The sequence below is a fragment of the Leisingera sp. SA215 genome (genome assembly GCF_055902035.1).
On sequence record NZ_JBVVXU010000006.1, the window covers coordinates 1 to 25,448 of the forward strand.

Annotated in this window: 26 protein-coding genes and 3 pseudogenes; 19 read left to right on the top strand and 10 right to left on the bottom strand. The window is 59.8% G+C overall.

Annotation, left to right across the window (positions count from 1 at the left end):
- The 3 genes from AC0KW6_RS08225 to AC0KW6_RS08235 form a co-directional block, all read left to right on the top strand.
- The coding region (locus AC0KW6_RS08225) for a transposase (protein WP_474034657.1) at positions 1–339 on the top strand (339 nt) is incomplete at its 5' end.
- A gap of 440 nt (positions 340–779) precedes the next feature.
- The gene (locus AC0KW6_RS08230) at positions 780–1,124 is read left to right on the top strand and encodes an ArsR/SmtB family transcription factor (RefSeq protein WP_474034658.1); all 345 of its coding nucleotides are present in this window, start codon (positions 780–782) and stop codon (positions 1,122–1,124) included.
- On the top strand, positions 1,117–1,608 hold the full coding sequence (locus tag AC0KW6_RS08235) for an SRPBCC family protein (RefSeq protein ID WP_474034659.1): 492 nt from the start codon (positions 1,117–1,119) through the stop codon (positions 1,606–1,608). The genes AC0KW6_RS08230 and AC0KW6_RS08235 overlap by 8 nt, the downstream gene beginning before the upstream one ends.
- Before the next feature lie 200 nt (positions 1,609–1,808).
- Here AC0KW6_RS08235 and AC0KW6_RS08240 read toward each other — a convergent pair whose 3' ends face one another.
- Positions 1,809–2,435 carry a YdeI/OmpD-associated family protein gene (locus AC0KW6_RS08240; RefSeq protein ID WP_474034660.1) on the bottom strand — a complete coding sequence of 209 codons (627 nt, stop codon included), beginning with the start codon at positions 2,433–2,435 and terminating at the stop codon, positions 1,809–1,811.
- Positions 2,436–2,630: 195 nt separating this feature from the next.
- On the bottom strand, positions 2,631–3,287 hold the full coding sequence (locus AC0KW6_RS08245) for a winged helix-turn-helix transcriptional regulator (RefSeq protein ID WP_474034661.1): 657 nt from the start codon (positions 3,285–3,287) through the stop codon (positions 2,631–2,633).
- Between the two features lie 89 nt (positions 3,288–3,376).
- Here AC0KW6_RS08245 and AC0KW6_RS08250 point away from each other — a divergent pair, with 89 nt between their 5' ends.
- The 6 genes and pseudogenes from AC0KW6_RS08250 to AC0KW6_RS08275 all read left to right on the top strand — a co-directional run bounded on the left by AC0KW6_RS08250 (position 3,377) and on the right by AC0KW6_RS08275 (position 7,422).
- Positions 3,377–4,102: a DUF1428 domain-containing protein gene (locus AC0KW6_RS08250; protein ID WP_474034662.1), complete on the top strand. Its 726-nt coding sequence runs from the start codon at positions 3,377–3,379 to the stop codon at positions 4,100–4,102.
- Positions 4,099–4,773, top strand: coding sequence for a glutathione S-transferase family protein (locus AC0KW6_RS08255; RefSeq protein ID WP_474034663.1), 675 nt, complete (start codon positions 4,099–4,101; stop codon positions 4,771–4,773). Before AC0KW6_RS08250 ends, AC0KW6_RS08255 begins: the two co-directional genes overlap by 4 nt.
- Positions 4,774–4,885: 112 nt before the next feature.
- Positions 4,886–5,062, top strand: a complete 177-nt coding sequence (locus AC0KW6_RS08260) for a VOC family protein (RefSeq protein WP_323781009.1) — start codon at positions 4,886–4,888, stop codon at positions 5,060–5,062.
- Positions 5,040–5,441 (top strand): annotated as a pseudogene (locus AC0KW6_RS08265) (transposase); the annotation flags it as partial. The gene AC0KW6_RS08260 and the pseudogene AC0KW6_RS08265, both read left to right, overlap by 23 nt.
- 247 nt (positions 5,442–5,688) lie before the next feature.
- The gene (locus tag AC0KW6_RS08270; protein WP_323781006.1) at positions 5,689–7,152 is read left to right on the top strand and encodes an amidase; all 1,464 of its coding nucleotides are present in this window, start codon (positions 5,689–5,691) and stop codon (positions 7,150–7,152) included.
- 6 nt (positions 7,153–7,158) lie between these two features.
- Positions 7,159–7,422: a hypothetical protein gene (locus AC0KW6_RS08275; protein WP_323781004.1), complete on the top strand. Its 264-nt coding sequence runs from the start codon at positions 7,159–7,161 to the stop codon at positions 7,420–7,422.
- Between the two features lie 187 nt (positions 7,423–7,609).
- Here the strand turns inward: AC0KW6_RS08275 and AC0KW6_RS08280 are convergent, their stop codons facing one another.
- The gene (locus tag AC0KW6_RS08280) at positions 7,610–9,046 is read right to left on the bottom strand and encodes a YfcC family protein (protein WP_323781001.1); all 1,437 of its coding nucleotides are present in this window, start codon (positions 9,044–9,046) and stop codon (positions 7,610–7,612) included.
- Between the two features lie 156 nt (positions 9,047–9,202).
- Here AC0KW6_RS08280 and AC0KW6_RS08285 point away from each other — a divergent pair, with 156 nt between their 5' ends.
- A complete protein-coding gene (locus AC0KW6_RS08285; protein ID WP_323780998.1) occupies positions 9,203–9,871 on the top strand; it encodes a GntR family transcriptional regulator in 669 nt (222 codons plus the stop codon).
- Positions 9,872–10,083: 212 nt separating this feature from the next.
- Positions 10,084–10,941, top strand: a pseudogene (locus AC0KW6_RS08290) (transposase); the annotation flags it as partial.
- Positions 10,942–11,140: 199 nt separating this feature from the next.
- Here the strand turns inward: AC0KW6_RS08290 and AC0KW6_RS08295 are convergent.
- Both AC0KW6_RS08295 and AC0KW6_RS08300 read right to left on the bottom strand, forming a co-directional pair.
- Positions 11,141–12,423: pseudogene (locus AC0KW6_RS08295) on the bottom strand (transposase).
- Positions 12,424–12,586: 163 nt separating this feature from the next.
- Positions 12,587–13,114, bottom strand: a complete 528-nt coding sequence (locus AC0KW6_RS08300; protein WP_474034664.1) for an acyl-CoA thioesterase — start codon at positions 13,112–13,114, stop codon at positions 12,587–12,589.
- Between the two features lie 154 nt (positions 13,115–13,268).
- Here AC0KW6_RS08300 and AC0KW6_RS08305 point away from each other — a divergent pair, with 154 nt between their 5' ends.
- The 8 genes from AC0KW6_RS08305 (at position 13,269) to AC0KW6_RS08340 (ending at position 21,302) form a co-directional block, all read left to right on the top strand.
- The gene (locus AC0KW6_RS08305; RefSeq protein WP_474034665.1) at positions 13,269–15,233 is read left to right on the top strand and encodes an alpha/beta hydrolase; all 1,965 of its coding nucleotides are present in this window, start codon (positions 13,269–13,271) and stop codon (positions 15,231–15,233) included.
- A gap of 244 nt (positions 15,234–15,477) precedes the next feature.
- Positions 15,478–16,356 (top strand): MurR/RpiR family transcriptional regulator, encoded by an 879-nt coding sequence (locus AC0KW6_RS08310; protein ID WP_323781431.1) that lies wholly within the window; start codon positions 15,478–15,480, stop codon positions 16,354–16,356.
- Between the two features lie 31 nt (positions 16,357–16,387).
- Positions 16,388–17,164, top strand: a complete 777-nt coding sequence (locus tag AC0KW6_RS08315) for an ABC transporter substrate-binding protein (RefSeq protein ID WP_323781435.1) — start codon at positions 16,388–16,390, stop codon at positions 17,162–17,164.
- A gap of 33 nt (positions 17,165–17,197) precedes the next feature.
- Positions 17,198–17,905, top strand: coding sequence for an ABC transporter permease (locus AC0KW6_RS08320; protein ID WP_474034666.1), 708 nt, complete (start codon positions 17,198–17,200; stop codon positions 17,903–17,905).
- A 1-nt stretch (position 17,906) separates the two neighbouring features.
- Positions 17,907–18,641: an ABC transporter permease gene (locus tag AC0KW6_RS08325; protein WP_474034667.1), complete on the top strand. Its 735-nt coding sequence runs from the start codon at positions 17,907–17,909 to the stop codon at positions 18,639–18,641.
- Positions 18,638–19,396: an ABC transporter ATP-binding protein gene (locus AC0KW6_RS08330; protein ID WP_323781443.1), complete on the top strand. Its 759-nt coding sequence runs from the start codon at positions 18,638–18,640 to the stop codon at positions 19,394–19,396. Before AC0KW6_RS08325 ends, AC0KW6_RS08330 begins: the two co-directional genes overlap by 4 nt.
- A 44-nt stretch (positions 19,397–19,440) precedes the next feature.
- Complete coding sequence (menC, locus tag AC0KW6_RS08335; protein WP_474034668.1) at positions 19,441–20,574, top strand: o-succinylbenzoate synthase; 1,134 nt, start codon at positions 19,441–19,443, stop codon at positions 20,572–20,574.
- On the top strand, positions 20,571–21,302 hold the full coding sequence (locus tag AC0KW6_RS08340) for a GNAT family N-acetyltransferase (RefSeq protein WP_323781449.1): 732 nt from the start codon (positions 20,571–20,573) through the stop codon (positions 21,300–21,302). The genes menC and AC0KW6_RS08340 overlap by 4 nt, the downstream gene beginning before the upstream one ends.
- A gap of 157 nt (positions 21,303–21,459) precedes the next feature.
- Here the strand turns inward: AC0KW6_RS08340 and AC0KW6_RS08345 are convergent, their stop codons facing one another.
- The 5 genes from AC0KW6_RS08345 to AC0KW6_RS08365 all read right to left on the bottom strand — a co-directional run bounded on the left by AC0KW6_RS08345 (position 21,460) and on the right by AC0KW6_RS08365 (position 25,391).
- A complete protein-coding gene (locus AC0KW6_RS08345) occupies positions 21,460–21,720 on the bottom strand; it encodes a hypothetical protein (RefSeq protein ID WP_474034669.1) in 261 nt (86 codons plus the stop codon).
- A 231-nt stretch (positions 21,721–21,951) separates the two neighbouring features.
- On the bottom strand, positions 21,952–22,320 hold the full coding sequence (locus AC0KW6_RS08350; RefSeq protein WP_416361558.1) for an HIT family protein: 369 nt from the start codon (positions 22,318–22,320) through the stop codon (positions 21,952–21,954).
- Between the two features lie 700 nt (positions 22,321–23,020).
- Complete coding sequence (gene rnk, locus AC0KW6_RS08355; RefSeq protein ID WP_323781458.1) at positions 23,021–23,458, bottom strand: nucleoside diphosphate kinase regulator; 438 nt, start codon at positions 23,456–23,458, stop codon at positions 23,021–23,023.
- A gap of 85 nt (positions 23,459–23,543) precedes the next feature.
- Positions 23,544–23,972 (bottom strand): GreA/GreB family elongation factor, encoded by a 429-nt coding sequence (locus AC0KW6_RS08360; protein WP_474034670.1) that lies wholly within the window; start codon positions 23,970–23,972, stop codon positions 23,544–23,546.
- Between the two features lie 522 nt (positions 23,973–24,494).
- Entirely contained in the window at positions 24,495–25,391 is an 897-nt protein-coding gene (locus AC0KW6_RS08365) for a LysR family transcriptional regulator (protein WP_474034671.1), read from the bottom strand.
- Positions 25,392–25,448: the final 57 nt, after the last annotated feature.

Genomic DNA, 25,448 nt, shown 5'->3' on the forward strand with positions numbered 1-25,448 from the left:
GGGCTGATGGCGCTTCTCCGCGCCGGGGAGCTGGCCTTCTTCGGCGGCCTGGAACCGCTGGCGCAGGCCGGTGCCTTCGCAGAGTGGCTGGCTCCTTTGCGCAAGTCCGAATGGGTGGTCTATGCCAAACCGCCCTTTGGAGGCCCGGAAGCCGTGCTCGCCTATCTGAGCCGGTACACCCGCAGGGTGGCCATCTCGAACCGCCGCCTCGTCAGCGCCGGCGCGGGCACCCTGCGTGAGCCATGCCCGTGCTGTGGCGGGACAATGCACATCATCGAGATCTTCCGGCGCGGGCAAAAACCCCGGTCCCGCGCGCCACCGCGGGACCAAGCCGCATGACGAAACACCCGTCCTTCCGGAATTGTGAACACCGGGCATCCCGACAAGCCCGGCGGGAACCCTGTTTGCCGGCTCTCTACCCGGAGCCGGGGACCACGCAGCAACGTCGCTGCCTATGCTCGATTTGGCCCACCGTCCGCAACGCAGGCATCCGCCCCGGCATCATTATTCAACCGGCATATTCGCTGGCACCAGCCGCGCATTGCACCGTCAGCGCTCTTTCCCCATAGACAGCCCCAAGAGCCCCGCGGCTTCCACCTTGGGAGGTTTTCCAACCCGGACCGATGCCGCGCCAAGCCGCACCCTCACACCGCGGCCCGCATCAGAAAACCTTCACCATTCCTACCCATGCTGCGCTCTGTTCGAATGACGGCTTCTGATCGCGGGGCAGCTTATGATTAGGTATTGTCATAAGTAAGGTATGTGCCTAAGTTAGGCTCGTGCCTTACAATGATTCTCTCATCGAAACGACTTTCAGTGCGCTCGCTGATCCAACGCGACGTGCTGTCGTGCAGGCCCTCTGCGGCGGCCCAGCAGCAGTCTCCCAGCTCGCACAACCCTTCGATATGGCCTTGCCATCTTTCACGCAGCACTTGGGTGTTCTGGAAGATGCCGGGCTTATCTCATCCGAACGGCAGGGACGGACGCGTATCTGTTCTCTGAACTTGGATGCACTACGCATGGCTGAGGGTTGGCTTGCTGCGTACCGCCACCAAGCTGAAGAGCGCCTTGACCGTCTTGAGGCACACCTGAAACAGCAACGGAAAGACAAGCCCAATGAATGAACAAATCAAAAGCACCGTCGCTGACTGGTCGGCATCGCCGCTGGACCGGGAAATCGTCGTGTCCCGTGTCGTCAACGCAGATCGCCGAACCGTCTTTCAGGCTTGGACGGATCATGACCAGATCGTGAAGTGGTTTGGGCCTGACGGCTTCGAGTGCAAGACCCACGAAATCGACATTCGGACAGGCGGCGTCTGGCGGTTCGACATGCACGCTCCCGATGGCGCATGCTTCTCGAATAGAATGGATTTTGTGCGGGTTGAAGCCCCCCGGGTGATCGAGGCAATCCACGGAAAGGATGCTGACGACCCAGATCGATTCCGCTTGCTCGTGATCTTCGATGTGCAGGACGATGGCAAAACTGTCGTCACGATCCGACAGATTCATCCGACACCGGAGCGTCGCAAGATCGTTGTCGGTTTTGGTGCAGTGGAGCTTGGCGGGCAGACACTCTCGAAGTTGGCTGCGCTGGTCGAAAGTTCCTGACCCCGACCAAACGCAGGTCCTCGCAAAAGCGGTCGTTGACTCATATGCGTTGCCCGACCCTTGACGTTCATCGTAGATTTCGGCGCTGTCGGTTTGGGAATGCTGGGCAGGATGAACAGGTTTTCCAGATCGCCCCTTAGATCTATTGGGTTGAACGTTAGCTTCAACCTGATTGCCGCATTAACCGAGAGGTGAATGGCCTAGCGTTCTATTGCGCCCTTACCAGCGAAGATCTTGTCCCGGAACTTTTCGATCCGGGCGATGCGGGTTGCAGGTTTCTTGGCCTGGCTGAGGTTGAACATGTAGCTTCTCTGCCGGCCGGGGGTCAGGGCGTAAAATGCCTCGGACAGATCCGGGTCCGCGTCCAATGCATCGCCCAGTTCGTCCGGCATAGGGATCTCGGCGTGGATTTTTGGCGGCTTGGTGCCGGCGTCGGCATGGCCCATCAATTGTTGCAGATAGGCCCGGATCACAGGCTTCATCCCGGCAACCTTTCCGGCGCTTGTGAAACGGATTACTCCCGGTGTCCGGCTGTTCGGCCCTTGCCGCTCAAGAACGCACTCGGTGTCCTCCAGCAGGCCCGTATTCATGAACGTCAGCCGGAAATCGTCCCGGAAGGCGGTGATAAGCGCGATATTGCGGCCTGCGAACATGTAGTTGGGATGGGCCCATTTCACTGTCTCCTGCAGCCCCATGCCGAGGCAGATACGGCGCAGCTGATCAAGGCCTTCGGTCCATTGCCTGGCTGAGCAATCAGGTGTGGCAAACCTGCCGCACCGGCCGCAACCCTTGGTGAAGAAATCATCGGGCTCAGTAATCATTGCCATTGCTTGCAGTCCCTCCTGTTTCTGTTCCTACCATTGCCTGCGTGGACGTATTGACGCCGCGGCATCACCGGGCGCGCAAAGCACTTTTGCGCCAGATAACCGCCAAATGCGTTAGAATACCACTTTTTGCTGCCCCATATCGTTTGCATTGCATTCCGGTCTGCCGGAAAACGCGGGTATGCTCTACCGTAAGGTTCACGTTTGGCGGCTGAGGCTGAATAGGGAGAGAAAATCTTCGGCTGCTTTGATGTCGCCTGTAGTGCGGACTGTACCCACGGACACAAGATCCGCCAAAGGGCTGTTGCTGTAGACCGCGGCTGCCAGCGTATTGCCGGTGCCTGACAGCACGAAGGGCGCCTCCGGGGAGGTGACTGCGGTGGTTTGCAGTTGGCCCCTGGACAGTCTCATCTCAAATGCCTCGGTGCCGAAATCGAACCCAGCCAGTGCCTCGCGGCCCCCGGCACTGTCCTGCATCAAGTTCACTCCCATTGAAATCATCAGCGCTGATGGGCTGATGAAGCGGGAGGGGTCATGGCCCGGCACTGTCAGGGCCCAGCGGCACAGCGCCTCCAGTACCGGCAGCAGGCCGCGGCCGGCATCTGTCAGCGCGTAGATGCCCAGCCGCTCCTCATGGTCCACCACACACGCCGCCGTCAGCTGTTCCAGCCGCCCGGTCAGCACACTGGCAGTGATGCCCGGCAGCCCTTTGCGGATCATCTGGAACCGCTTAGGGGTGAACATCAGCTCGCGCACGACAAGCAGCGCCCAGCGGTCGCCGACCAGGTTCAGTGCATGCGCTGCCAGGCAGCCTTCGTCATAGCGGATACGCGGGGATTTGCCAACTTTAGTCATTTTAAAGTACTAACAGTTGTTTTTTGCTACTTCAATTGGCACGATTGACGCAGGAGCAGGATTCGCTCCGCAGCACAAGGATATTTGAGATGACCTACTATACCGGCTCAGTCGCAGCGGTCCCGGCTGCGAACAAGACGAAATATGCGGAGCATGCGGAGGCTGCCTGGCCCCTGTTTGCATCCTATGGCGCAACCCGCATGGTCGAAACTTGGGGCGTTGATGTTCCAAGAGGAAAGGTCACCGACTTCTACGGCGCCGTGAACGCGCGGGAGGGCGAAGCCATCGTGTTTTCGTGGATCGCTTGGCCCGACAGGGCAACGGCGGATGAGGCGTGGCAAAAGATGGAAGGCGATCCCGCGATGAAGGAGCTGCCGGAAATGCCCTTCGACGGCAGCCGCATGATCTTTGGCGGTTTTTCACCGGTTTTTGAGCGGGGCGACCACACCGGCGCGAGGTACTATCAGGGCTTCCTGCTTGCGGTGCCGGAAAAGAACAAGGCGGCCTATGAGGAGATGGCGGAGGAGGGCTGGCAGATGTTCAGCAAGGGCGGCGCGCTCGGGCTGATCGAGAATTGGGGCGAGGACGTGCTGCACGGTAAAAAGACAGATTTCTACCGCGCCACCAAGGCCAAAGAGGATGAAGTGCCGGTGTTCAGCTGGTCCGCCTGGCCTGACCGCGCCACCTGCGATGCCGCCGCCAAGGCGATGGAGGCGGAAATGGGCAATATGGATATGTCCGCGATGCCCTTTGACGGCATGCGGATGATGTGGGCCGGTTTCGAGCCGCTCTTCGACTCCGGAGCGAAAGCATGACGCTCACGCTCATCACCTATGATTGGCTGCCCGAGTTCCCCCGCAGTTTCGTGCGCGACATGCGCGTGCGGTGGATGCTGGAGGAACTCGGCCGCCCCTATCAGGTTGAGACCGTCCCCGCTCACCCCAAGAGCGCGGCGCACCTGGAAATGCAGCCCTTTGCGCAGGTGCCTGTAATCCGCGACGGGAAGCTGACCCTATTCGAAAGCGGCGCAATCCTGATGTATCTGGGGGAAGGCACCCCGTTGCTGCCCGGTCCGCGGCGTGCGGAAGTGACGCAATGGCTCTTCGCCGCGCTGAACACCATCGAAGTTGCCGTCATCCGCTGGGTGACAATGGTGCTTGCGGAGCGGAGCCCGGAGTTTTTCGGACCGGCGCCGTCTGCGGAGATCACCGCCCATGCCAGGCGGGAGCTGGATACGAAGCTGGCGGCGCTGGAACAGGCGGTTGCAGGACGGGAGTGGCTAGCCGGTGCATTCAGTATTGCCGATATCGCGATGGTCGAAGTGCTGCGCGTGCCGGAGGCCGAAGGCGCCTTGGAAGGTTACCCGGCGCTCACGGCTTATGCGGAGCGGGCCACCGCCCGGCCCGCCTTCAGCAAGGCAATGGCAGACCATATGGCCCATTGGCAGGCGGCGGATGCCGCGCGCGCCGCCGCTGGCCTGGCTTGACGCCCAGCTGGACCGAACCGGGCGTTGCCAAGCTCTGCGGTCCAGCCGGATCCAGGAATTTCACCAATCCGAGCTGCAAAAGCCCGAAGACAGCCTTGAAGGAGAACAAGGAATGGCCATTGCAAAGAACACGGTTTGCCTCTGGTATGACAAAGAAGCGGAGGCTGCAGCCCGCTTCTATGCGGAAACTTTCCCCGACAGTTCAGTAACGGCCGTGCTATCTCGCGCCCAGCGACTATTCTTCCGGCAAGGCAGGCGAAATGCTTATCTACCGATGCCCGGCAGGTGAGACGCTGACATACTGCTGCACGACCGAAGAAGGCGGCCTGGTGGTACGGCGATACTGGACCAACGTCTGTCAGGCCTGCCCTGTCAAGGCGCGCTGCACGACCGGCAGGGAACGTCGTATCACCCGATGGGAACACGAGCATCTGGTCGACGGGATGCGTGGCCGTTTGAGCCGCGACCCGGCCTTGATGGGCCTCCGCCGCTCAACCGTCGAGCACCCGTTCGGCACAATCAAGAGCTGGATGGGAGCGACGCACTTCCAGATGCGAACGCTCAAGAACGTCCGCACCGAGATCGCCTTCCATGTCCTCGCCTACAACATCAAGCGGATGATAGCCCTGATCGGGGTACGTGGGCTTCTGACTGCCATTCCGGCGTGATGGGCGGCGCTCAGCTCAAATTGTACCGCAAAAAACGCCACAAGAGCGCGGATTCAGCCCTCTCCGGCGTATAAGGCGCTAAAGTGACCCAAAATTCGGCTGCCTCCACAAAATCGACTGAAACATCCTCATCGTCGAGAAACCAGGCGAGTTTCCACACACCCTCAGCCCATTGCGGACATTCACGTTCGGGGCTGCAGTTCATCCACTTCTCGCATAGTCTGGCCGAAAGAAGATGGAGAAACGCATGGCGCTGCCCCAGAATAGGGAACTTGATCGGTTGTCAAAGAACACGCCATTAAGTCTGAACCTGCTTGAGTTGACCCACGCAATCACCCAGCGTCAGTGGACCGCTCGCGAGATTGCGGAAGCATCGCTGTCTCGGATCGAGGAGCTTGACCACGGCCTGCATGCCTTTTGCACATTGGACGATACGGCCTTGGAGCAGGCCGATGAAACCGACCGTCGCCTTTCCGCCGGTTTGCCCGTGGGACCACTGGCGGGCGTTCCGGTTGCCGTGAAAGACCTGATTTGCACCCGAGGGATGCGAACAACTTTTGGATCACGCCTCTATGCGGATTTTGTGCCTGGGCAAGATGATATAGTTGTCGAACGCCTGAGAAAAGCTGGTGCGACAATCATCGGTAAGACAAACACGTCTGAATTCGGCTATGGCGGCGTTGGCCACAATCACGTTTTCCCCACAACCCGCAATCCCTGGAATGTGGCTCTGACGCCGGGTGGGTCGAGCGCCGGTTCGGCAGTAGCCGTTTCCACCGGCATGGTTCCATTGGCCCTGGGCAGCGATGGCGGCGGCTCGATACGCATTCCGGCATCACTTTGCGGCGTTTTCGGTATGAAGCCATCATGGGGACGGGTGCCTCTATATCCAAGCTGTCGCGATCCACACTACCCCGGACAGTCCGGTTGGGAGAGCCTTGAACACATCGGCCCCTTGACCCGAAATGCAACCGATGCAGCACTTGCGCTTTCCGTAATATCCGGCCCCTCAGCCTACGACCGTCATTCTGTTCCGTCTGAGAGCGGTGACTGGGTTCTGAGTAGTTTGGACGCAATGGCAAACATCCGCATCGCATTTACGGGCGACCTCGGGTTTGCGATCGTGGATCCGGAAGTTCGCTCTGTTTTTGAACAGGCTGTCGAGCGTCTGAGAACGGCAATCAGCCAGGTCGAGTGTGCTTACCCGGCGGTTGGCAACACCGAAGGATTACTCGACACGCTTGTTGCGCTTGAGACGGACCGAGTCGGCCTGAAAGCCATGACTGCGGAACAGGGTATCGAGTTGGATGGCTGGATCGGAAGCATCCTTGAACGAACCTGGACCGGCGACCAGTTCACAGCTGCCATCATGGAACGCAAGCGCATCGCAAATCTCACTGCGGACTTCATGCGTGATTTCGATTTTCTGCTGACCCCCGCAACCGCAAGCGCCGCCTTTCCGATTGATACCTACGGCCCTGACAAGATTGCAGGGCAGATGCTGCCACCGTCGTCATGGGTTCCGTTCTCCGCGCTCGCCAATTTCACCGGGTTGCCTGCCGCCTCGGTGCCCATTGGTTTTACCCAGGATGGCCGACCGATCGGACTGCAGATCATGGGACGCCACCTGGACGACAAAGGCGTCCTTAGCCTTTGCGCCATTGTGGAGAAGCTCTTTGCGCAAGATCTTAGGTCAACGCCATCTGTCTGACCCGAAATGGCTACCGCGATTGATCAGGGCACAAAACCGATATCTGTCGCGAAGTCTGTTAAATCTGAAAGGCAGCCTTGTTCCGCACTGCGTGAGTTCACCAGTTTTAAAGCTTCGCAGCCGCAGCGAACGGCTGAAACGGTGGGCTGCGCCGCAGCACAAAACTTCGGCTGGTTGCGTCAAACGGCCGAGGTTGCAAAGGGCGCTTCCTGCGCTTCGCTGCACCTGCTGCCGACCGCAGCATTCAAGGTTGTAAGCCAGGGTTGTTGAATGTTCGTTTTCACAGAGATGGGCAGAAGGCTTCGCACTTGCAGCATCCTTGGGGCTGCAACCTTCGGCTAGGGCCGCTTTGGGCTGTGATCGGCATGCTGCTCAGCACCTTGCGCAACACTGGAAAACACAACACGGCGGCCGACAAGCGGCCGCCGTATGTCCCGCTTAGTTCCTCGTCTTCGCCTCAGCCGGTCCAGTTCACTGCTTGCGCGTAAATAAGGAATACAGTTGCGATCCCGATCCAAAGACCGAACAGCGGCAGGAAAAACCGGACCCAGCGGTCCCAGGACACTCCGGCCAGCGCCAGCGTTGCCATGAAGTAGCCTGAAGTCGGGTAGAAGATGTTCGAGAGACCATCGCCGAGCTGATAGGCCAGTACCGCGTTCTGTCGGGTAACGCCGATCAGGTCCGAAACCGGCGCCATGATTGGCATGGTGACGAGTGCCTGGCCGCTGCCCGACGGCACCACGAAGTTGAAGCCGAGCTGCGAGACGAACATGCCGACCGCTGACACCGAGCCGGGCAAGTCGCCGACCAGGCTGCCCAGGCCATGCACCAGCGTGTCCATCACCTGACCCTGCTCCAGCATCACCGCGACCGCACGGGCCAGGCCGACGATGATCGCTCCCATCAGCACGTCGCGGAAGCCTTCGTTGAAGGCCTCGCAGATTTTGTCCGGGGTCAACCCGGCAATCAGCCCGACAGTTGCGCCCATCAGCACGAACAGCCCCGCCATTTCCATCATGAACCAGCCGCGTGTCAGCACGCCCCAGACCATCAGGCCAAAGAACATGAGCGCGGCAACTCCGGCCCAGCCCTGTCGGGTGGTAAAGCGCATTGCCGGCGCCTCCAGGTCATGCACATAGGCTTCGCGCTTGGCCGCTTCCTTGGGGTCGTCGGCCAGCAGGCTTGCCTCCGGGGATTTCTGCACCCGCAGGGCATAGCGCATCAGATAGGCAATCCCGGCCCCCAGAAGGCACATGAACAGCAGCGCCCGCAGGCCGGCGCCGGAGTAGAGCGGCAGCTCGGCGATGGTCTGGCCCAGTCCGGTGTTGATCGGGTTCAGCACCCCAGCGGTAAAGCCCGCGGTGGTCGCCAGCAGCGCGGTGGCAACCGCGGTGATCGAGTCGAACCGCAGCGCGATCATCAGCGGCAGGATCACCGGCACATAGACCAGTGCCAGTTCCTGAGTGCCGATCAGCGTCGCCACCACCGCAAAGATCACCATCAGCGCGGGAATCATCAGCACGCTGCGCGCCGCGAAGCGCCGGGTCAGCTTGTCCACTACCACGTCGATGACGCCGGTGCGGCGGATCACCATGAACATGCCGCCGATGATGAAGGTGAAGAACACCACCGTCGAGGCATTCACTAGGCCGTTCGGCACGGCCAGCATGAATTGTTCCCAGCCGATCGGGCTGGCCTCGACATAGCGGAAAGAGTCGGGATCGACGGCACTGCGTCCGTTGGGCAGTGTCACCCGGTCGTAGAGCCCGGCCGGCACAAAATGAGTCGCCAGCGCGGCCAGCGCCGTGAATACGAATAGGATCACATAGATATGCGGCATTCGGATTCCCTCCTCCTGAAGTTCCGCTTCCATTTCCTGATGCTGTGCTGACATGTATTCCTCCCTTGCCGCCACTCTCAAATGCCTGTTGACATCTTCTGTAAAATGTTAGGTGCTATATTATAGTTGTGACAATCAGGGATTCCGAAAAGCATCTATCCGGATTTCTTGAAGGACTTCCTGATTCATTTAATATTCAAAGGGTTGAGGATGAAAGACGCGACCGGATCAGGACAAGAGCTGCAGGCGGGCCAGGCTTTTGAGGCGCTGCTCGCGGCCTTGCGGCAAGGCACGCTTAGGGCCAATGAGTTCATTTCCATGCCTAAACTTGGCGAATTGATCGGCTTTCCGATTGCCGCCACCCGCGAGGCCGTCAAGCGGGCAGAGACACAATCCCTTGTCAGCATCCTGCCCAAGCGCGGCATCGTGGTGATGGACGCGAGCCCGGAACTGACGCGCGCCTGCCTGGACATGCGGGCCTTGCTGGACAAAGAGGGGGCCTGCCGTCTGATCCGGGCCGGTGTGCCGTTGCCGCTCAACAGTCTTCGGGGAGCGCATGAAGCGATGCTGCAGCTGGCACAATCCGGCAGCGGCGCAGATCTGCCTGCCCAGGCGCTCAAGACCGACCTCAGCTTGCATGACCTGCTGGCGAGCGGGCTGGACAATCCCTTCCTGCGCAGCGTCTATGACGCCAACCGGAACCGTCTTTCTGTAATTCAGACCGCCCGCGCCTTTCTGGTTGACCGCATTGTCAGCGCCATGGAGGAGCACCTCGCCATCATCGCGGCCCTGCGCGCGCACGACGCGGAACAAGTGGGGAAGGCAATTGACCACCATTGCCGTCAGACAATGCGCTGGTGGGGAGTAGATGCGCGTTGAGAGTTTCCTACGCCGCAAAGATGCGGGTTCGCGTGGAAAATGTGGCGTCCTTTCCCGAGAGGTCAGGAAACGAAAAGCCCAGATAAGCAGCCACCGGGTTCCCGGAGGATGCTTCAATAAAAGTAGCTGCTGCTCTGGCCCCTGAAATCTGGATCGTTTGAAGCTGGAGTTTTCGGCTAATCTCTCCTGGCTGGGAAGAGGAGCGAAAACGCATGAAGGCATCGAAGTTCACGGAGGCGCAGAAAGCGTTCATCCTGAAGCAGGGCGGGCAACGCACACCGGTGGCGGAGATCTGCCGGAAGGCCGGGATCATCCAGGCGACTTATTTCAACTGGAAGAAAAAGTATGGCGGTTTGCTACCGGACGAGATGCGCCGGTTGAAGGCACTCGAAGACGAGAACACGCGGCTGAAGAAGATCGTGGCCGACCTGACGCTGGACCGGGAGATGCTTCAGGACGTCATTCGGCGAAAGCTCTGAATCCTGGCCGTTTGCGCGAGATTGTCACCGGGATGTGCGTCGATTGGGGGGTGTCGATCCGGAAGGCTTGTGGGGCCATCTGCTTCGACACATCCACCTACCACTACAAGTCCCGGCGGACGGATCAGGCTGCCGTCGAACGGCGGATCAAGGAAATCGCAGAGACGCGTGTGCGCTATGGCTACAGGCGCGTCAACGTGCTTCTGAGACGGGAGGGCTGGGTGATCAACATGAAGAAGACACGCAGGATTTACAACGAGTTGGGCCTGCAGCTCAGGAACAAGCACCCCAAGCGCCGGGTGAAGGCCAAGCTGCGGGAAGACCGTCAGGAAGCCGCCGGGCCGAACGAAGTCTGGGCGATGCCTTGCCCGAAAGGCGATTGCGCAAGCGCAATCTGCCGGAAGGGACTTCGTCCACGACCAGCTCGCCCTGGGTAGGAGGTTGCATATCCTGACCGTTGTCGACACGCATTCCCGGCTCTGCCCTGCGGCCGATCCGCGCTTCACCTATCAGGGCGAAGATGTTGTGCAGACGCTCGAACGGGTCTGCGGGCAGATCGGCTACCCCAAGACGATCAGAGTCGATAACGGCCTATGTCGGGAAATTCCGGCTGCTTAGGTCAGCAGGTCATGGGGCATCCGGAGTCCCGGACGCCCTGACAGGTTTGCCCAGACGGGCTCTGCCGTCAAGAAATGATCTCTTCCATAGCAAACACAGGGTACGCGCTCTGGCGGCCCTCACCGTCCTTAATACGAGATCCCAAATCCCAAGCAGAAAGCCCGAACATTATCTACGAGGTCAGCGAACTGCCTCCACGGCCGTTACAGAGAGAGGTCCTTCCGCCTGGGCTCACCCCTCGAAGAAGGGGCGATAGGGTTCACCGTGTTTGACCACGGCGTGAACGGTGCGCGCCATCTTGGCAGCAATCGCGGTATAGGCCTTGCGGCGCAGGTGAGCATTGTGCCGCTCCTTTGAGATTTAACGCTCGAACTTGTCGCGGAAGCTGTTGGTCCGCTTCAGCGCGGCCGTCTGACCCGCCATCCAGAGCGTGCGCCGGAGCCGGGCATTGTCATACTTGGAGATCTTGCTTTGTCCGCGGAACATCCCGGATTGCACGGCGGCGAGATCCATGCCGCAGAACTTAAGGAACTGGCGGTGATGCCGGAAGCGGCGCAGATCACCCGCTTCAGCCAGGATGGTCATGGCATTGATCGGGCCGATGCCGGGAATGGTCGTCAGCAGCTGATAGTCAGGCAGACCGGACAGGAGCTCGACGGATCTGACCTCAATCTCATCGCGCTGCCGGATCAGGCTGCGGCCTTCGGCGAGAACGAGGCGGAACATACGCACGGCGTCGGAATCCGGGCCGACAGGAAGCCCGACTGAACCCGCAGCAGTCGTGTAAATGTCGGAAAGCAGGCGTTCTTTGGCTACCTTGCGGCCAACAACTTGCCAAGCATCGGCGATGAAAGCCTGCCGGCTCATGGCCGAGATCATGTGAGGGGACGGGTACTTCTCGAGAAACGCCAGGAACCAATCCGTCCGGGAGCTTCTGTGAAACCTCTCGGCTTCGGGAATGAACACAAGAAGAGTGCAGGGCGGCGCGCGATCCTCAAACCAACGGTGATCCGAGCCGTCGATCTGGATCAGCTCGCCAAAGCATTCCCGGCGCAGGCGCGGCTGGTGGAACTGGCGCCGCTGCTTGCGCGAAAGCCAAAGACCGTCCTCGGCCATCCATTTGCGCAACGTCTCGCGTGAGACTTTGAACCCGTGATGCGCGGCCAGCATCTCAGCGGCCAGTGTCGGCCCAAAATCCGGGTAGTTCTCTTTGATCAGGCTCAGTGCATACTCGCGCCTGGCCCTGTGAATCCGATTGTTCGGAGGCTTGCCGCGCGCCTTGTGCCGGATCGCAACGGCACCGTCCTGACGGTATCGCTTCAGCAGCCTGAATACCTGGCGCCGCGTCAGATCCAACAGGTTCGCCGCGTTGTCTACCGTCAGCCGACCATCATCGATCTGCGCCAAAACCTCCACGCGGTTCAGTTCGCGCTCGCTCATCGTTACCCATCCCATGTCTGCTCCCGCTGCCTGTTCTCATGGCAGGAAAGAGTGACATTCCTGAATTGCTAAAGGGTGACAGTTTAGCTTTGCGGCTACATATCAAGGTCTTATAAACTTGATTATGTAAAATCAGATGATTCTGAATCAATCTGGATCTGCAGAAAACTTCCATTTTTCAATTACTTACCGGGCGCAGCAAACCCTCTTGGGCAACGCTGGCAATCAGGTGACCGTCCTCTGTGTATATTGACCCGCGATTGAAACCACGGCCGTTGCCTGTGAACGGTGCGTCCATTGTGTAATGATGCCAGTTCTCAAAATGGACTGCTGCGTGGAACCACATTGCATGATCCAGGCTGGCGGTCATGGCGGCGGGTTTGTGAAACGTCAGCCCATGCGGCCGCATCGATGATCCGAGCAAGCCAAAGTCCGAGGCATAAGCCATCAGGATATGCTGCAGCTCAGGTCCGGCCCCTTTGGCCGCTTCCATTCTGATCCACATATGATTGATATCGGTGGTTTCTTCCGGCTCCAGCGGGTCGCGCGGCGCAACTTCGCGGATCTCGAAGGGCCGCGGTCTGGTGAATTCTCCGCGCTTGGCCGGGTCGACCCGGAACGCATTGCGCAAGAGAATTTTGTCACGCGGCTCCAGCGCCGCCGGCGCCGGAACATCTCGCAGCTGATTGTCGTGTCCGGCATTCATGAAAATTCGTCGCGCGTCCAGCGCCGATCGACGCCGGGTTGACAGTCGGAGATGCTCTCGCTTCCTGCGATCCAGGTCGGCCAGCTGTGTCAAACTTTAAAAATCGCTTTAAGTGTGATACGTTAAGTCCAGCTCAACTAAAGGATTACTGCTCATGTGGCGCGGATGGCTGTGTGCTTTGGTGGCAACCCTCGCATTTCCAGCGGCGGCTCAGGAGATTGCTGAGTTGCGTATTGCGATGCCTGTGAGCAGCGGGCAATTGCCGCGGGAAATGGCGGAACTGGTTATTGAAGCGGAAGCCTGGCAGCAACTTGACAGCAAGGTAGTATTGCTGCGCACGGACCGTCCCGTGAAAGAGCTGCTGCAGGAGGGAGAGGCCGACTTGGGATTTGTCCCATTGTGGCTGGCCTCGGATCCTGACGAACGCCAGTTGGGGGTGGCGAGTATCCTGCACCAGCCATTTGGCGGACTTGGTTCCGGCGGCACTGCAAGACTTCTGGAAACCGGGTTCAGGGATGCCGCACTCATGGATCTGGGGCAAATGGGCTTCTTTACCCTGTCCTTTGCCAGCCTCGGGGCCAGCAGTCTCATTTCGTCCTTGGATCTCAATACAGCCGCGGAGATTGAGGGCCTAAAGGCGACAGAGTTTGAGCCAGATGGCACCGGGCTCGACGCCCTTGGAGCAAGCCTGCAGCGCGGTCAAATTCAGGACATGGGAAAAGCTTTACAGGACAGAAGCATCGAAATCGCAGAAACTCTTTGGAGTGAAAACGTTACAAGTCTCGCGTCGGAACAGAAGCTGCAAAGTGTTCTCACCGGTTATTCTTCGCTGGTTCTGGCTGCTCAGGTGCGGCCAGAAACCTGGGGCGCATTTTCCGAGCGCCAACGGCGCCACATCCGCGCTGCGCTTTTGCAAATTGAAGAACAGAGTTTCGTGAACGCAGAGAGCGACATCGCGGCATTGCAGGCGCAGCTTTCCGAACTGGGAGTGAAGGCAATTCCTTTCGCCGAAGTAGCGGGCGAGGAGGGGCGGCAGCGGATGGCTTTAGCCTGGGCTGAGCGGGGAGAGAACCGTGTTTTTGCCCTTGAACTGTTTGAAACGGCCCTGGCGGAAGCCGCTGAACCGCAGCCGGCACCAAATCCCGAGGACGAGGGGGGGCTGGTGCCGGAGAGCAAGCCTTTGATTTACTTCGCGACCGACCGGGAACGCGACTACACAGGAGACCTCGCCACTGAATTCGGGGTCGAGCAAATCACGGAGGCGCGCTACCACTGCGGCAGGGTAGAGTGGCAGAAGAATAAGCGCCGCGACAGCGACAATCTTTATGCTGGCAGCATCTCCCTTGCCGGACGCCTCAGTGCAGACAACGGGTGTATCTCCGATCTGGCCGGGCCACTGAAGTCACAGCGGGTCCTGCTCTTCATTCACGGGTACAGCAACTCTTTTGAAACAGCCGTGAAGCGCGTCATTGCAGTGGCTGAAGATGTTGGTTGGCAGGGCCCGGTGCTTTTGTGGAGCTGGCCATCCTGGGGGGAGCGTTCTGCGTATCTGGCAGATGCCCAGCACATCAACGACAGCCGCCGCAGGCTGGAAGGGTTTCTGAGGGATCTGACGCAAGCCACTGACGGTATGACGATGGTTCTGGCGGCCCATAGCATGGGCGGGCGGCTGGGTGTTGAAATCGTGTACCAATTCGCGGGACCAACGGCCGACAGCCTTGAGCGTGCGGTCTTTGTGGCCCCTGACGTGTCCGGAAATGCATTCTCCGACATGATTGCGCATTCGGGACATAATCACCCGGTCACGCTTTACGCACACCGGAAGGATTGCCCGCTGAAAGCGTCAGCGCACAGGTTCAACAACGACCAGCCCCGTGCCGGTCAAGGCGGACCGGATCTGATCGTTCTCGGTGGGCTTGAGACCGTGGATGCATCTTATGTCCGGGACAGAAGAGTGTGCGGGAACCATACTTACACTTTTGACAGGCCCAAAGCGCAGATGGACTTGAAAATGCTGCTCACAGACGGCGCGCCGGCCTGCGTTCGCAAACTTGAAAGGGCCACCCGCAACGGAACCCCCTATTGGCTGATTTCAAGAGGCACGGTTCCGTGCCGCTGACCTGAAGGGATGCTCATCACGTCCGCCAGAGCGCATACCGGAGTCGGGTGAAGGCCTGCGGAAATCAGCGTTCAGGCATCTGCCAATCGAAGCCGGCAGCCGGCTTGACAGGATTCACAATCATTTCAGCGTCTTGTCCGGAAAATCGTGAGGAGGAATGATAGTTTTATGAATTTTATTGACCAGATGAAAGTTTTCTTGCATTCTGGCTCAACGATCCACCATCATCGCAAGGTCCACCAGATTGCCTTCTCCCGTCCGCTCCAAACTAGCCCATGCCCTTGAAACCGGTTCGAAAGCCGAGCGGACTATTGCCAATTACATGCTGAGCGCCTTGGAGCAGGTTCCGTTCGAAACAGCGGCCAGCCTCGCCGCAAAAGTCGGGGTGAGCGAGGCCACCGTCGGGCGCTTCTGCCGCAGCAACGGATACGCGAGTTTCAAGGATCTGAAAGAGCATTTGAAGGGCGACTTGGGCGACCATCCCTGGCTGGTCAGCGACCGGCTGAATGATTTGCGGAAAACCGCCCGCGATGATGAAAGCCACCTTTCCCAGGGCATGGAACTTGAAATCGCAGCAGTCGTGCGGATCTACGAACATGCCCGCACCCCCGAATGGCGGACTTCTGTCGCCAGACTGGCCCGGACGCAACATGTCTATGTGGCCGGTTTCCAGACCGAACGCGGGATCGCTCAGTATTTTGCCAACCAGATGCAATACCTGCGCGACCAGGTGACCCTGCTCGACCTGGCGGGCGGCAATTTCGCCGAAGTGCTGGCCGCAGACGGGGAGGCCTGCCTGGTGATCTTTGAGGCCCGCCGCTATTCCCGGTTGGCCAAGCTTCTGGCACGCGAGGCCAAGAAGGCCGGCATTCCAGTGACCCTGATCACGGACGTTTTCTGCGACTGGGGCCACGAATCCGCCGACGAGGTTTTTGCCGTGCCGACCCAATTCAATCAGTTCTGGGATTCCACGGCACAGATGGCAAGTCTGGCAAATCTCATGATCAATGGCGTGTTTATGGAACTGGGCCCGCAGGTCGAAAAACGCCTGAACCGGATAGCAGAACTTTACGGCCGCTTCACCGGCCACGTCGGCGACCCGGTCGCCGCCATAGAGAAATAACCAAATCTTGGGAACGACAGGAGGAAACCCCATGACATTGAAGACCACACTGGCCCTCGCTTTGGCCACCGGTTCGATTGCCGCCAGCGCAGCCTCGGCAGACGGGCTGCGGCTGGGCACTGAAGGCGCCTACCCTCCGTTCAACTACATCGAATCCGACGGCAAGATTGCAGGCTTCGACGTGGAGATCGGACTGGAATTGTGCAAGCGCATCGGTGAGGACTGCGAAGTGGTGGCGCAGGATTGGGACGGTATCATTCCGGGTCTCCTGGCCAACAAATACGATTTCATCATCGCCTCTATGTTCATCACCGAAGAGCGCAAGAAGCAGGTCGATTTCACCGATCCCTACTATTTGGCCGCCATGACCCATGTTGTTCCTAAAGGTTCGGACATCAGCGATTTCAACCCTGAGGCGCTGGCTGACAAGGTGATCGGGGCGCAGTCCGGCACCACCCAGGCCGATTACATCGAAGCGGCCTATCCGGATGCCGACATCCGCCTTTATCCGACCCAGGACGAAGTCAACCTCGACATGGCGTCGGGCCGGATCGATCTGCAGGTCGGGGACATGCTGCCGATGCTTGATTGGACCACCAAGTCCGATGACGGCAGCTGCTGCGAACTGGCAGGCGAACCGATCACCGATCCGGCCTTCGTCGGCGACGGTGTCGGCATTGCCGTGCGCCAGGAGGATGACGCGTTGCGCGAAAAGCTGAACGCTGCATTGGCGGAGATCCGCGCTGACGGTACTTACAAGGTGATCAACGACAAGTATTTCGACATCGATGTCTACACGATGAAGTGACCGGAATGTCCCTCCAGCCTGAAAAGATAATCCATGTTTGAACTGTTCTCATATGGCGATGCCGGCTGGGGGGACGAAATCTTGCGGGGGCTGGCGATCACAGTGCAACTGGCGATCGCCACTCTCCCTGTCGGGTTGTTCCTCGGCTTCCTGGCCGCCTTCGCTTCAATGTCCAGACTGTTGCCGCTGCGGTTTCTGGGGGTTGGCTACACCACTATCATGCGCGGCCTTCCCGAAATTCTGACCCTGTTTGTGGTCTATAACGGTGCTGGCCTTATGCTGAATGCGGCGGTGCAGTGGTGGGCGCCGGATGCCTCTCCCACTGACTTCAGTCCCTTCGCGGCTGGGGTGGTGGCTCTTGGAATGGTGTTCGGCGCATTTGCCGGCGAAGTGCTGCGCGGCGCGTTCCAGTCGCTCGACATGGGCCAGGCAGAGGCCGGGCGAGCGATCGGCATGACCGGCCGCCAGATCTTCCTGCGCATTCAGCTGCCGCAAGTCTGGCGCTTTGCGCTGCCCGGGCTGGGCAACCTTTGGATCAACATGCTGAAGGATACAGCGCTGGTTTCGGTCATTGCGCTGGATGACCTGATGCGCATGACCAAGGTTGCCGTCGGGGTGACCAAGCAACCCTTCACCTTCTATCTGCTGGCCTGCCTGATCTACTGGGCCATGTGCGTTCTGTCAGAACTGGTACTGGCGCAGATGGAACGCCGCGCCAATCGCGGCATTCGGAGGGCATGAGATGAACCCGCTCGAAGTACTCGCGCAATACTGGCCCCGGCTGCTTGACGGCACCCTGATGACCATCAAGCTGACGCTGCTGGGCGCGCTTATCGCCGCATTGGTGTCACCGGCCTTTGCGCTGATCCGCGTCCATGCGTCACCGAGGGCACAAGCACCGCTCCGCCTTTATGTCTCATTCATGCGCGGCACGCCGATCCTGGCGCAGCTCTTTCTGATCTTCTACGGTTCGGGCCAGTTCCGGCCCTTTCTTCAGGAATGGGGGCTGTGGGCCTTTTTCCGCGACCCGTTTAATTGTGCGCTTTTGGCCTTTGCCCTCAACTCCACCGCCTATCAGACCGAGATCCTGCGGGGCGGCATCCTGGGGGTTCCGCGCGGCGAAATCGAAGCCGCCAAGGCCATCGGAATGAGCCGGATCAGGACCCTGAGCCGGGTCGTGTTTCCGCATGCTTACCGTATCGCCTGGCCTGCACTCGGCAACGAGGTGATCCTGCTGATGAAGGCCAGTGCGCTGGCCAGCGTGGTCACCGTCTTTGATGTGATGGGCCGCACCCGGCAGATCTTCTCCAAGACCTTCGACTTCTCGGTCTATCTCTGGGCAGCATTGATCTATCTCTGCATCACGGCGGTTTTTGTCCTGCTCTGGCGGCAGGCTGAGCGCCGTCTCAGCCGCCATATTGACGCCCGGCACAAGACCCAAAGCACCGGCCAACATTTTAAGGAAACGCGGGCATGACCCAACCGGATATCATTCTGAAAGCCGAAGACATTCACAAATCCTTCGGCAATGTCGAGGTGCTCAAGGGCATCACGCTCGAGGCGCGGAACCATGACGTGATCTCAATCCTGGGCTCATCGGGCTCGGGCAAATCGACTTTCCTGCGCTGCCTCAACTTTCTTGAAACGCCGTCCTCGGGCAAAGTGACCGTGCACGGCGAAGAAATCCTGGTAAAGAACGGCAGGCCGCAGAATGCGCGCCACATCGAGGCCATCCGCGCGCGGCTGGGCATGGTATTCCAGCAGTTCAACCTCTGGACCCACCGCACTGTGTTGGAAAATGTGATGGAAGGCCCGATCCAGGTCAAACGCGAAGCTAGGGCCGAGGCCCGTGAGCGTGCGGAAACCCTTTTGAAGCGGGTCGGGCTGGAAGACCGGATGCAGATGTATCCCGCGCAGCTGTCCGGCGGCCAGCAGCAGCGCGTGGCGATTGCCCGCGCCCTGGCAATGGAGCCGGATGCGATCCTCTTTGACGAGCCCACTTCAGCCCTCGACCCCGAACTGGTCGGCGAGGTGCTGAAGGTGATGCAGGACCTTGCCGCCGAGGGGCGCACGATGATCGTCGTGACCCACGAGATGGGGTTTGCCCGCGAAGTGTCCTCGGAGGTGGTCTTCCTGCACGAAGGCCGCATCGCCGAACAGGGCCCCCCCGAAGAGATGTTCACCAACCCCAAAACAGAAGAATTCCGCCGTTTCATCGCCAAGGCGATGTGACCCCGGCCCCTACGCAGGTTTTAGAAATGTCCAGTAATGTCCCCATGACTCCCGTCCCCCCGCGCTCCGGCATCCGCATCGAAAGCGCCGAGCTGCGTATTGTGAGCCTGCCGCTGCTCACCCCCTTCGTGATTTCCTCCGGCACCATGACTGCCAAGACCTTTCCGCTGCTGGTGCTCAAGGGCGAAGGCATTGAGGGCGTGGCCGAAGCGGTAATGGACCCAGCTCCGGACTACCTGGAGGAAACCATTTCCGGTGCCATGGCCTTCCTGCGCGAAGTGCTGCTGCCGCAAATCGTCGGTAAGCGTTTTGCCTCGCCCTATGAGCTGCAGCCGATCCTGTCACCCTGGCGTGGCAACCGCATGGCCAAGGCGGTGGTGGAGATGGCATTCTGGGATCTGTGGTCCAGGAGTCTCGGCCTGCCGCTGCAAGCGGCCCTGGGCGGCACCGGCGATCATGTCGACGTGGGGGTGAGCCTTGGCATCGCGCCGGCCGACACCACGCTGGAGCGGGTCAGCGCCGCAGTCGAACAGGGCTACAAGCGCACCAAGTTGAAGATTGCGCAGGGCCATGATGTCCGCATCATCGAGGCAGTGCGGGCCGAATTTCCCGATATCAAGCTGACCGTCGACGCCAACACCGACTACGGGCTGGCGGATCTGCCGGTCCTGCAGGCGCTGGATTCCTTTGCGCTGGATTACATCGAGCAGCCGCTCGCCCATGACGACATCCACGATCACGCCAAGGTGCAGCGTGAGCTGAAGACCGCAGTCTGCCTCGACGAAAGCATCCGCAGCGCCAGCGACGCGCGCAAGGCGCTGGAAACCGGCGCCGCGCGGGTCATCAACATCAAGGTCGGCCGGGTCGGCGGCTTTGCCGAAGCGCGCGCCATCCACGACACCTGCGCCGCCTTTGGGGTGCCGGTCTGGTGCGGCGGCATGCTGGAAAGCGGCATCGGCCGGGCGCACAACATCCACCTCGCAACACTTGCCAATTTCACCAAGCCCGGTGACACCTCAAGCGCCAGCCGCTATTTCGCGCGAGACATCACCAACGAACCGCTCGAAGCCTCCAATGGTGAAATGCCGGTTCCCGCAAATGGGCCGGGCATCGGAGTGACCCTCGATCGGGACTACCTCGCTTCTGTTACCGATCACGCCGAGGAAATTTCCGCATGAACACGTTGAACACGGGACTGGTTTTGCGCGAACTGGACGGCGTGGCCGAACTCAAACACTCGGAGTCCTTCCAGAAAGAGGTCTGGGGCGAAAACGACCCGCCGGACAATTCCGATCTGATGCTGGCGATCCAGCATGAAGGCGGTCTTGTGGCGGGTGCCTTCAAGGACGGGCGGATGCTTGGCTTCCTGTTTGGATTTCCAACCAGCCAGCCGCATATCCAGCATTCTCACCGGCTGGCCGTGCACCCCGACAGCCGCGGCTTGGGGTTGGGATTGAAATTGAAATGGTTTCAGCGTGACTGGTGCCTGAAGCGCGGCATCACCCTGGTCCGCTGGACTTACGACCCGCTGCGCCGCATCAACGCAGGGCTGAATATCGCCCGCCTGGGCGGTACGGCCAAGACCTATTACGAAGATTATTACGGCAAAATGGCGGGCATCAATGCTGGTGTTCCCTCAGACCGCCTGCTGGTCGACTGGAACCTCACCTCTCCCCGTGTTGAGGCATTGGCGGAGGGGGGGAGAACCTTTGGTCCCGACGATGCGGAAGGCTCCATGTCTGTCGTTATCCCCGAAGATCTGGACAGGCTTCTGGCGTCGGATCTTGACACGGCAATCTCAGAGCGGATGCGAGTGCGGGAAGAAATGACCTCGGCCTTCGCAGAAGGATACAAGGTTGACGGATTTGACGCCGAGACCTGCCGTTATTATTTGACCAGATCCTGAAGCGCAGCATGGGCTCCATTGCACCAATCCGCTGACCGCCGAGGCCCCTATCCCTGGACCGGCTTACGTCTCCGCTTTTGGGATAGGGCTGCCGCGTGGCATCGAATGATCTGAAGGCCAGCAGCCGCTATGTCAGTCTCATAATAAAGCGGTGATATTACACCGCGGTATTGTTAAGGTATTGGACCTGCAGCATTTCGACCAGCCAGCACCAGTGCTTGAGTATCAGAAGGAAGTTCATCCGCGCCAGGCTGGCCAAGGTCGCGCGGCTCCTGCCGATCACCGCCCTGCCCGGCCAGCCGTTGCTCTGGATTTTGCGGGCAAAGAACGTGGCAGCCGCAGCCGCGTCGCGGTGTCCTGAGAGTTTTAAATCAACGACACCCCATCCTCTCTGACCGCTTGACAGAGGGAGACCCACTAACCTTTCACCTGGGCGCATGTTCATTTAGTGAGCAGCTGACGGTGTGCGGAATCCGGTGTCTACCACCTGCAAGCTTCTGTCTGAAATTACTCTGTTAGCATTTCAACTCATCGCTCACGGTATCATCCAGACCTATTGCCTGTTGTCAGGGCTTATGTTCCCGGGGTGGTCCAGGGCTTCGGCGGCGGAAACCTCGATAGTCCGGCCGCTATTGCAGCGGATGGGCCGTTATCCCTTGCGGAGTTTCCGGGCAATTTCTTCCATTTCGGAGTCAGGAAGTTGCGCTGGCATGGTGAATGCGTCATGGCCTGCCGAGAGGTAGGCCTGTGAGGTCACGTCATGCACATGGTGCATAGGCACCACATGAGCGTGCGCATGAGCCACATGAATGCCAGTATAAAACATCGCTACGCGCTCGACCTCATACAACCGCTTCATTCGCCGCGCCAGGCGTTGTGCGCAACCGGTGATCCGCGTTGCCAAATCCTCAGGCAGATCCTCGAACCAGACATGATGTGCTTTGGGGATGACAAGAACATGGCCCGCCCGGATCGGATGCAGGTCCAGAAAGGCCAGGATGTGATCGTCCTCATACACGCGATGAGCGGGCAAATCTCCGGACGCGATCCGGCAAAACAGGCAACTGTCATTCATCTATTTGTCTTTCATCCACCCCCATCGGGGCCTTGTGCGGCTTATCTAGTTTGCCGACGGGCACAATTGCAATTACTTGAGTGGCGGGCCGGACTGCAGCCCCCCTACCCGCATCATGCCCGGCAGGAAACCGCACGCGGCGGCGCATCCCAGACATGGGTTTTTTCCAGCGTTAAGGCGAGGGTCCGATCTCCCATCTAGCAATAAAACCCGCAAACCGTGAGTTCCGCTTTTGCCTGCCTCAGCGCAATGGCACCCTGGTCTTTGCTGCGTCGGATCCCAAGTATTGGCACACTCTCGTCCGTGCCGGAAATGTGCCAAGGTTCCGCACCTGTTTCTGACCGGCTTCTGGGCGCGAAAGCAAGCTTAGCACGGGGCTCGGTCCCGGAACCGGGTCAGGCAATGGGGGCAACGCCCCGCAGCGGAGCGCGGCACACTTGCGCCGCAGCTCGAACAGTTTTCCGGGAGTCTGACTTGAGACATATCGATACCCTATTTTCGCAAACATCAGAGTTCAGAGGATGGCTTGCCCCAGGGTTCGCACGGAGTGTGCGGCTCCCCGGGGCCGGGGCGGAATCAAAGCGTCTGGGTAGCGCCGTGCTCTGCAGGCTGTTCCCATCACGGCTTAAGGGGCGCTTCCCTGCTAAAGGGCGTTGCCATGCTGTGCTTCCGGCTCGACTTTTAGCACCGTCAAGGATCGCTCTTCGCCATCACGTGCCGTCCAGCGGAAAGACGCGCCTTCGGACAGGCCGATAAGCGCCACGCCGACCGGCGTCATCAGTGAAATCCGGCCTTCGGAAATATCGGCATCCTCGGGGAACGCCGGTGTCACCGTATTGGACTGGCCGGTAGTTTCGTCGCGATAGGTGACTGCGCGCCCTATCGCCACGACATCACCGCGCAGTTTGCTGGTGGACACGATTTTGGCACGTTCGATTTCCTCCAGCAGCCGGTCAGCCAATTCAGGAGTACGGGTCAGGGCACCCTCAGCCAGTGCTTCAAGTCTGTCCAGCGTCTCGCGGGCAAGTACGACTTTGGGTTGGCGCCGCGGTGCGCGGGTGGCGGTGTTCGGCGTGATCATGAGTTTATCCTTCTTTAAGCACCGGATAACCGGTGGTTCGCTTCCTTGGTTTTCACGGTGGCTGACCCGCTGAAACGGGTATCGTTCAGGACGGGCTGAAGACCTTTAGAACAACTAGCGTGGCAGGGTTGCCGTCGTCGCAAGGCAATGGCGCCTTTTGCAGGATCCGCATCCCCAAAAGCGTCGCGCCCAGGACCGAAGCAACCATGATCGGGCGCTGCGCTGGCACCGCGCCGATCGCAAGGGTGCCCCGCTGGGCGCCGCCCCCGCTGATCATGAATTCAATGCGGCGGCCGGACACTACCAAGTCATTGGGGACTGGTCCGGATATGCGTCTTGCGCCGTTGTATTTGGTATGCAGAATTGCTGCTGCCTCCGACGACAAGGCCTCCGAGGCCAATAGCTGCTCAAGCCTGTCTGCATCGCTGTCGGTCAGCGCATAGTCATGAGGTTCAATGTTCGGGAAGAATACCCGCGGTCCGGCCAGGCAGCCGGTTTTTTCACAAGTAAGCACGATCGCTCTCCACAAACGGGCGTTGCCCGTCGCAAGCGGGAAATGCCCGCTATCCAGGTTTTAGGGTGAAGAAACCTCGGGAGGCCGCGAAAACGCGCGTTTCAGGCCGCCCGAGGAAACGGGCGGTTCAGAAGAAGAAACCGTGCATATGACTCGCGGATAATCATGCGGGTAAAATGGTCACCAGTCATATGGAAGTCAAGCCTCCCCCCCAGGTCTACTTGCGAAAGGGCCATGCAGCGGCGCGGCCATGGCCATATGCGCTCGAGTTTCCCTGGGAATCTCGGATGTATCCGCCCGCCTGATTAAAAGGTTCGTTTTTTATTTAGCATCGCGCCGGACCCCACTGCAGGTTTCACATCGAGAAACAACCGCATTTTTTAACGCACTGAGGGGGTCATCCTTTTCTTTCTGATCGTGTCCGGCGGCGCCGCTCCGATTACAGGCTAACAGCAAGCGGTCTTGCCGCATGCAATCTGTGCGTCAAGTGTGGTCGCCGGTCGGGCGCGGGGCTGCCTGCGCTCAGCCCGCCCGGTTGAAGAAGGCCCTGGCAAAACCGGTAAACGCCTGGATGACAGGCCGTTTCAGCGCGGCGCCGCGGTGGGCGAGGGCGATCTGGTGCAGCGGAGGATGGCCGGAGAGCGGCACCCGGACAACCCGATTGCCGTCATAGCACATCCCGTCCGGCAGGTCGGTGGCCAGCAGGCCGGCGCCGAACCCGTTGGCCACCATCGACCGCAGCATCTCGATCGAGCCGGTCTCATGGGCCACCCGCACCGGGGTTCTGGCATTCTGCAGCAGCGACAGGAAATAGCCGCGGCTGTGCGGCAGGTTCATCAGGATGATCGGCTCCTGCGCCAGATCTTCGGCGCTGACGCGGGGCTGCCCTGCCAGCCGGTGCCCCTCAGGCAGCAGCGCATAGGGTTCTGCGGCCATCAGCGGGGTGATCGCAAAATCGGACGGGACCCCGAAAACATAGAGCAGCGCGAGGTCGATCCGGCCTTCGCTAAGCCAGTCGAACAGCGTTTGCAGGTCGCCTTCGAGGATGCGGATCTCGGCGTCGGGACGGGTCTCCATGAAGCGGCGCACCAGCTGCGGCGCATAGCGGGGGCCGAGGGTGGAGAACACCCCGAGGTTCAGGAACTCCGGCGTCCCTTCGCCGCCGCTCAGCACCCAGCGCGCCTGTTTCTCCAGTTCGTGCAGTTGCGCAATCTTGTGCTGCCCGAACGGTGTCAGCTCCATCCCGCGGCCGGGGATGCGGACAAAGAGCTTCTGGCCGAACACCTCCTCGCAGCGGGCGATGGCCAGCGACACCGAGGGCTGCGAGGTGTTCAGCGCGCGGCTTGCCCCCGCGGTGCTGCCGGTGTCGGCCACCGCCAGCAGGATTTCGACCTGGCGGAAGGTCAATGGTATATTCAAATTGGAATACCCTTTATATGAATCATCTATTTCCTGATATAACCTAGCGGACGCTAT

What these genes read in the sequence shown, in the direction of transcription:
- AC0KW6_RS08235 (WP_474034659.1), top strand. Translation starts at nt 1,117, where the DNA reads ATGAATGAACAAATCAAAAGCACCGTCGCTGACTGGTCGGCATCGCCG.
- AC0KW6_RS08240 (WP_474034660.1), bottom strand. Translation starts at nt 2,435, where the DNA reads ATGGCAATGATTACTGAGCCCGATGATTTCTTCACCAAGGGTTGCGGC.
- AC0KW6_RS08245 (WP_474034661.1), bottom strand. Translation starts at nt 3,287, where the DNA reads ATGACTAAAGTTGGCAAATCCCCGCGTATCCGCTATGACGAAGGCTGC.
- AC0KW6_RS08250 (WP_474034662.1), top strand. Translation starts at nt 3,377, where the DNA reads ATGACCTACTATACCGGCTCAGTCGCAGCGGTCCCGGCTGCGAACAAG.
- AC0KW6_RS08255 (WP_474034663.1), top strand. Translation starts at nt 4,099, where the DNA reads ATGACGCTCACGCTCATCACCTATGATTGGCTGCCCGAGTTCCCCCGC.
- AC0KW6_RS08260 (WP_323781009.1), top strand. Translation starts at nt 4,886, where the DNA reads ATGGCCATTGCAAAGAACACGGTTTGCCTCTGGTATGACAAAGAAGCG.
- AC0KW6_RS08270 (WP_323781006.1), top strand. Translation starts at nt 5,689, where the DNA reads ATGGCGCTGCCCCAGAATAGGGAACTTGATCGGTTGTCAAAGAACACG.
- AC0KW6_RS08275 (WP_323781004.1), top strand. Translation starts at nt 7,159, where the DNA reads ATGGCTACCGCGATTGATCAGGGCACAAAACCGATATCTGTCGCGAAG.
- AC0KW6_RS08280 (WP_323781001.1), bottom strand. Translation starts at nt 9,046, where the DNA reads ATGTCAGCACAGCATCAGGAAATGGAAGCGGAACTTCAGGAGGAGGGA.
- AC0KW6_RS08285 (WP_323780998.1), top strand. Translation starts at nt 9,203, where the DNA reads ATGAAAGACGCGACCGGATCAGGACAAGAGCTGCAGGCGGGCCAGGCT.
- AC0KW6_RS08300 (WP_474034664.1), bottom strand. Translation starts at nt 13,114, where the DNA reads ATGAATGCCGGACACGACAATCAGCTGCGAGATGTTCCGGCGCCGGCG.
- AC0KW6_RS08305 (WP_474034665.1), top strand. Translation starts at nt 13,269, where the DNA reads ATGTGGCGCGGATGGCTGTGTGCTTTGGTGGCAACCCTCGCATTTCCA.
- AC0KW6_RS08315 (WP_323781435.1), top strand. Translation starts at nt 16,388, where the DNA reads ATGACATTGAAGACCACACTGGCCCTCGCTTTGGCCACCGGTTCGATT.
- AC0KW6_RS08320 (WP_474034666.1), top strand. Translation starts at nt 17,198, where the DNA reads ATGTTTGAACTGTTCTCATATGGCGATGCCGGCTGGGGGGACGAAATC.
- AC0KW6_RS08325 (WP_474034667.1), top strand. Translation starts at nt 17,907, where the DNA reads ATGAACCCGCTCGAAGTACTCGCGCAATACTGGCCCCGGCTGCTTGAC.
- AC0KW6_RS08330 (WP_323781443.1), top strand. Translation starts at nt 18,638, where the DNA reads ATGACCCAACCGGATATCATTCTGAAAGCCGAAGACATTCACAAATCC.
- menC (WP_474034668.1), top strand. Translation starts at nt 19,441, where the DNA reads ATGACTCCCGTCCCCCCGCGCTCCGGCATCCGCATCGAAAGCGCCGAG.
- AC0KW6_RS08340 (WP_323781449.1), top strand. Translation starts at nt 20,571, where the DNA reads ATGAACACGTTGAACACGGGACTGGTTTTGCGCGAACTGGACGGCGTG.
- rnk (WP_323781458.1), bottom strand. Translation starts at nt 23,458, where the DNA reads ATGATCACGCCGAACACCGCCACCCGCGCACCGCGGCGCCAACCCAAA.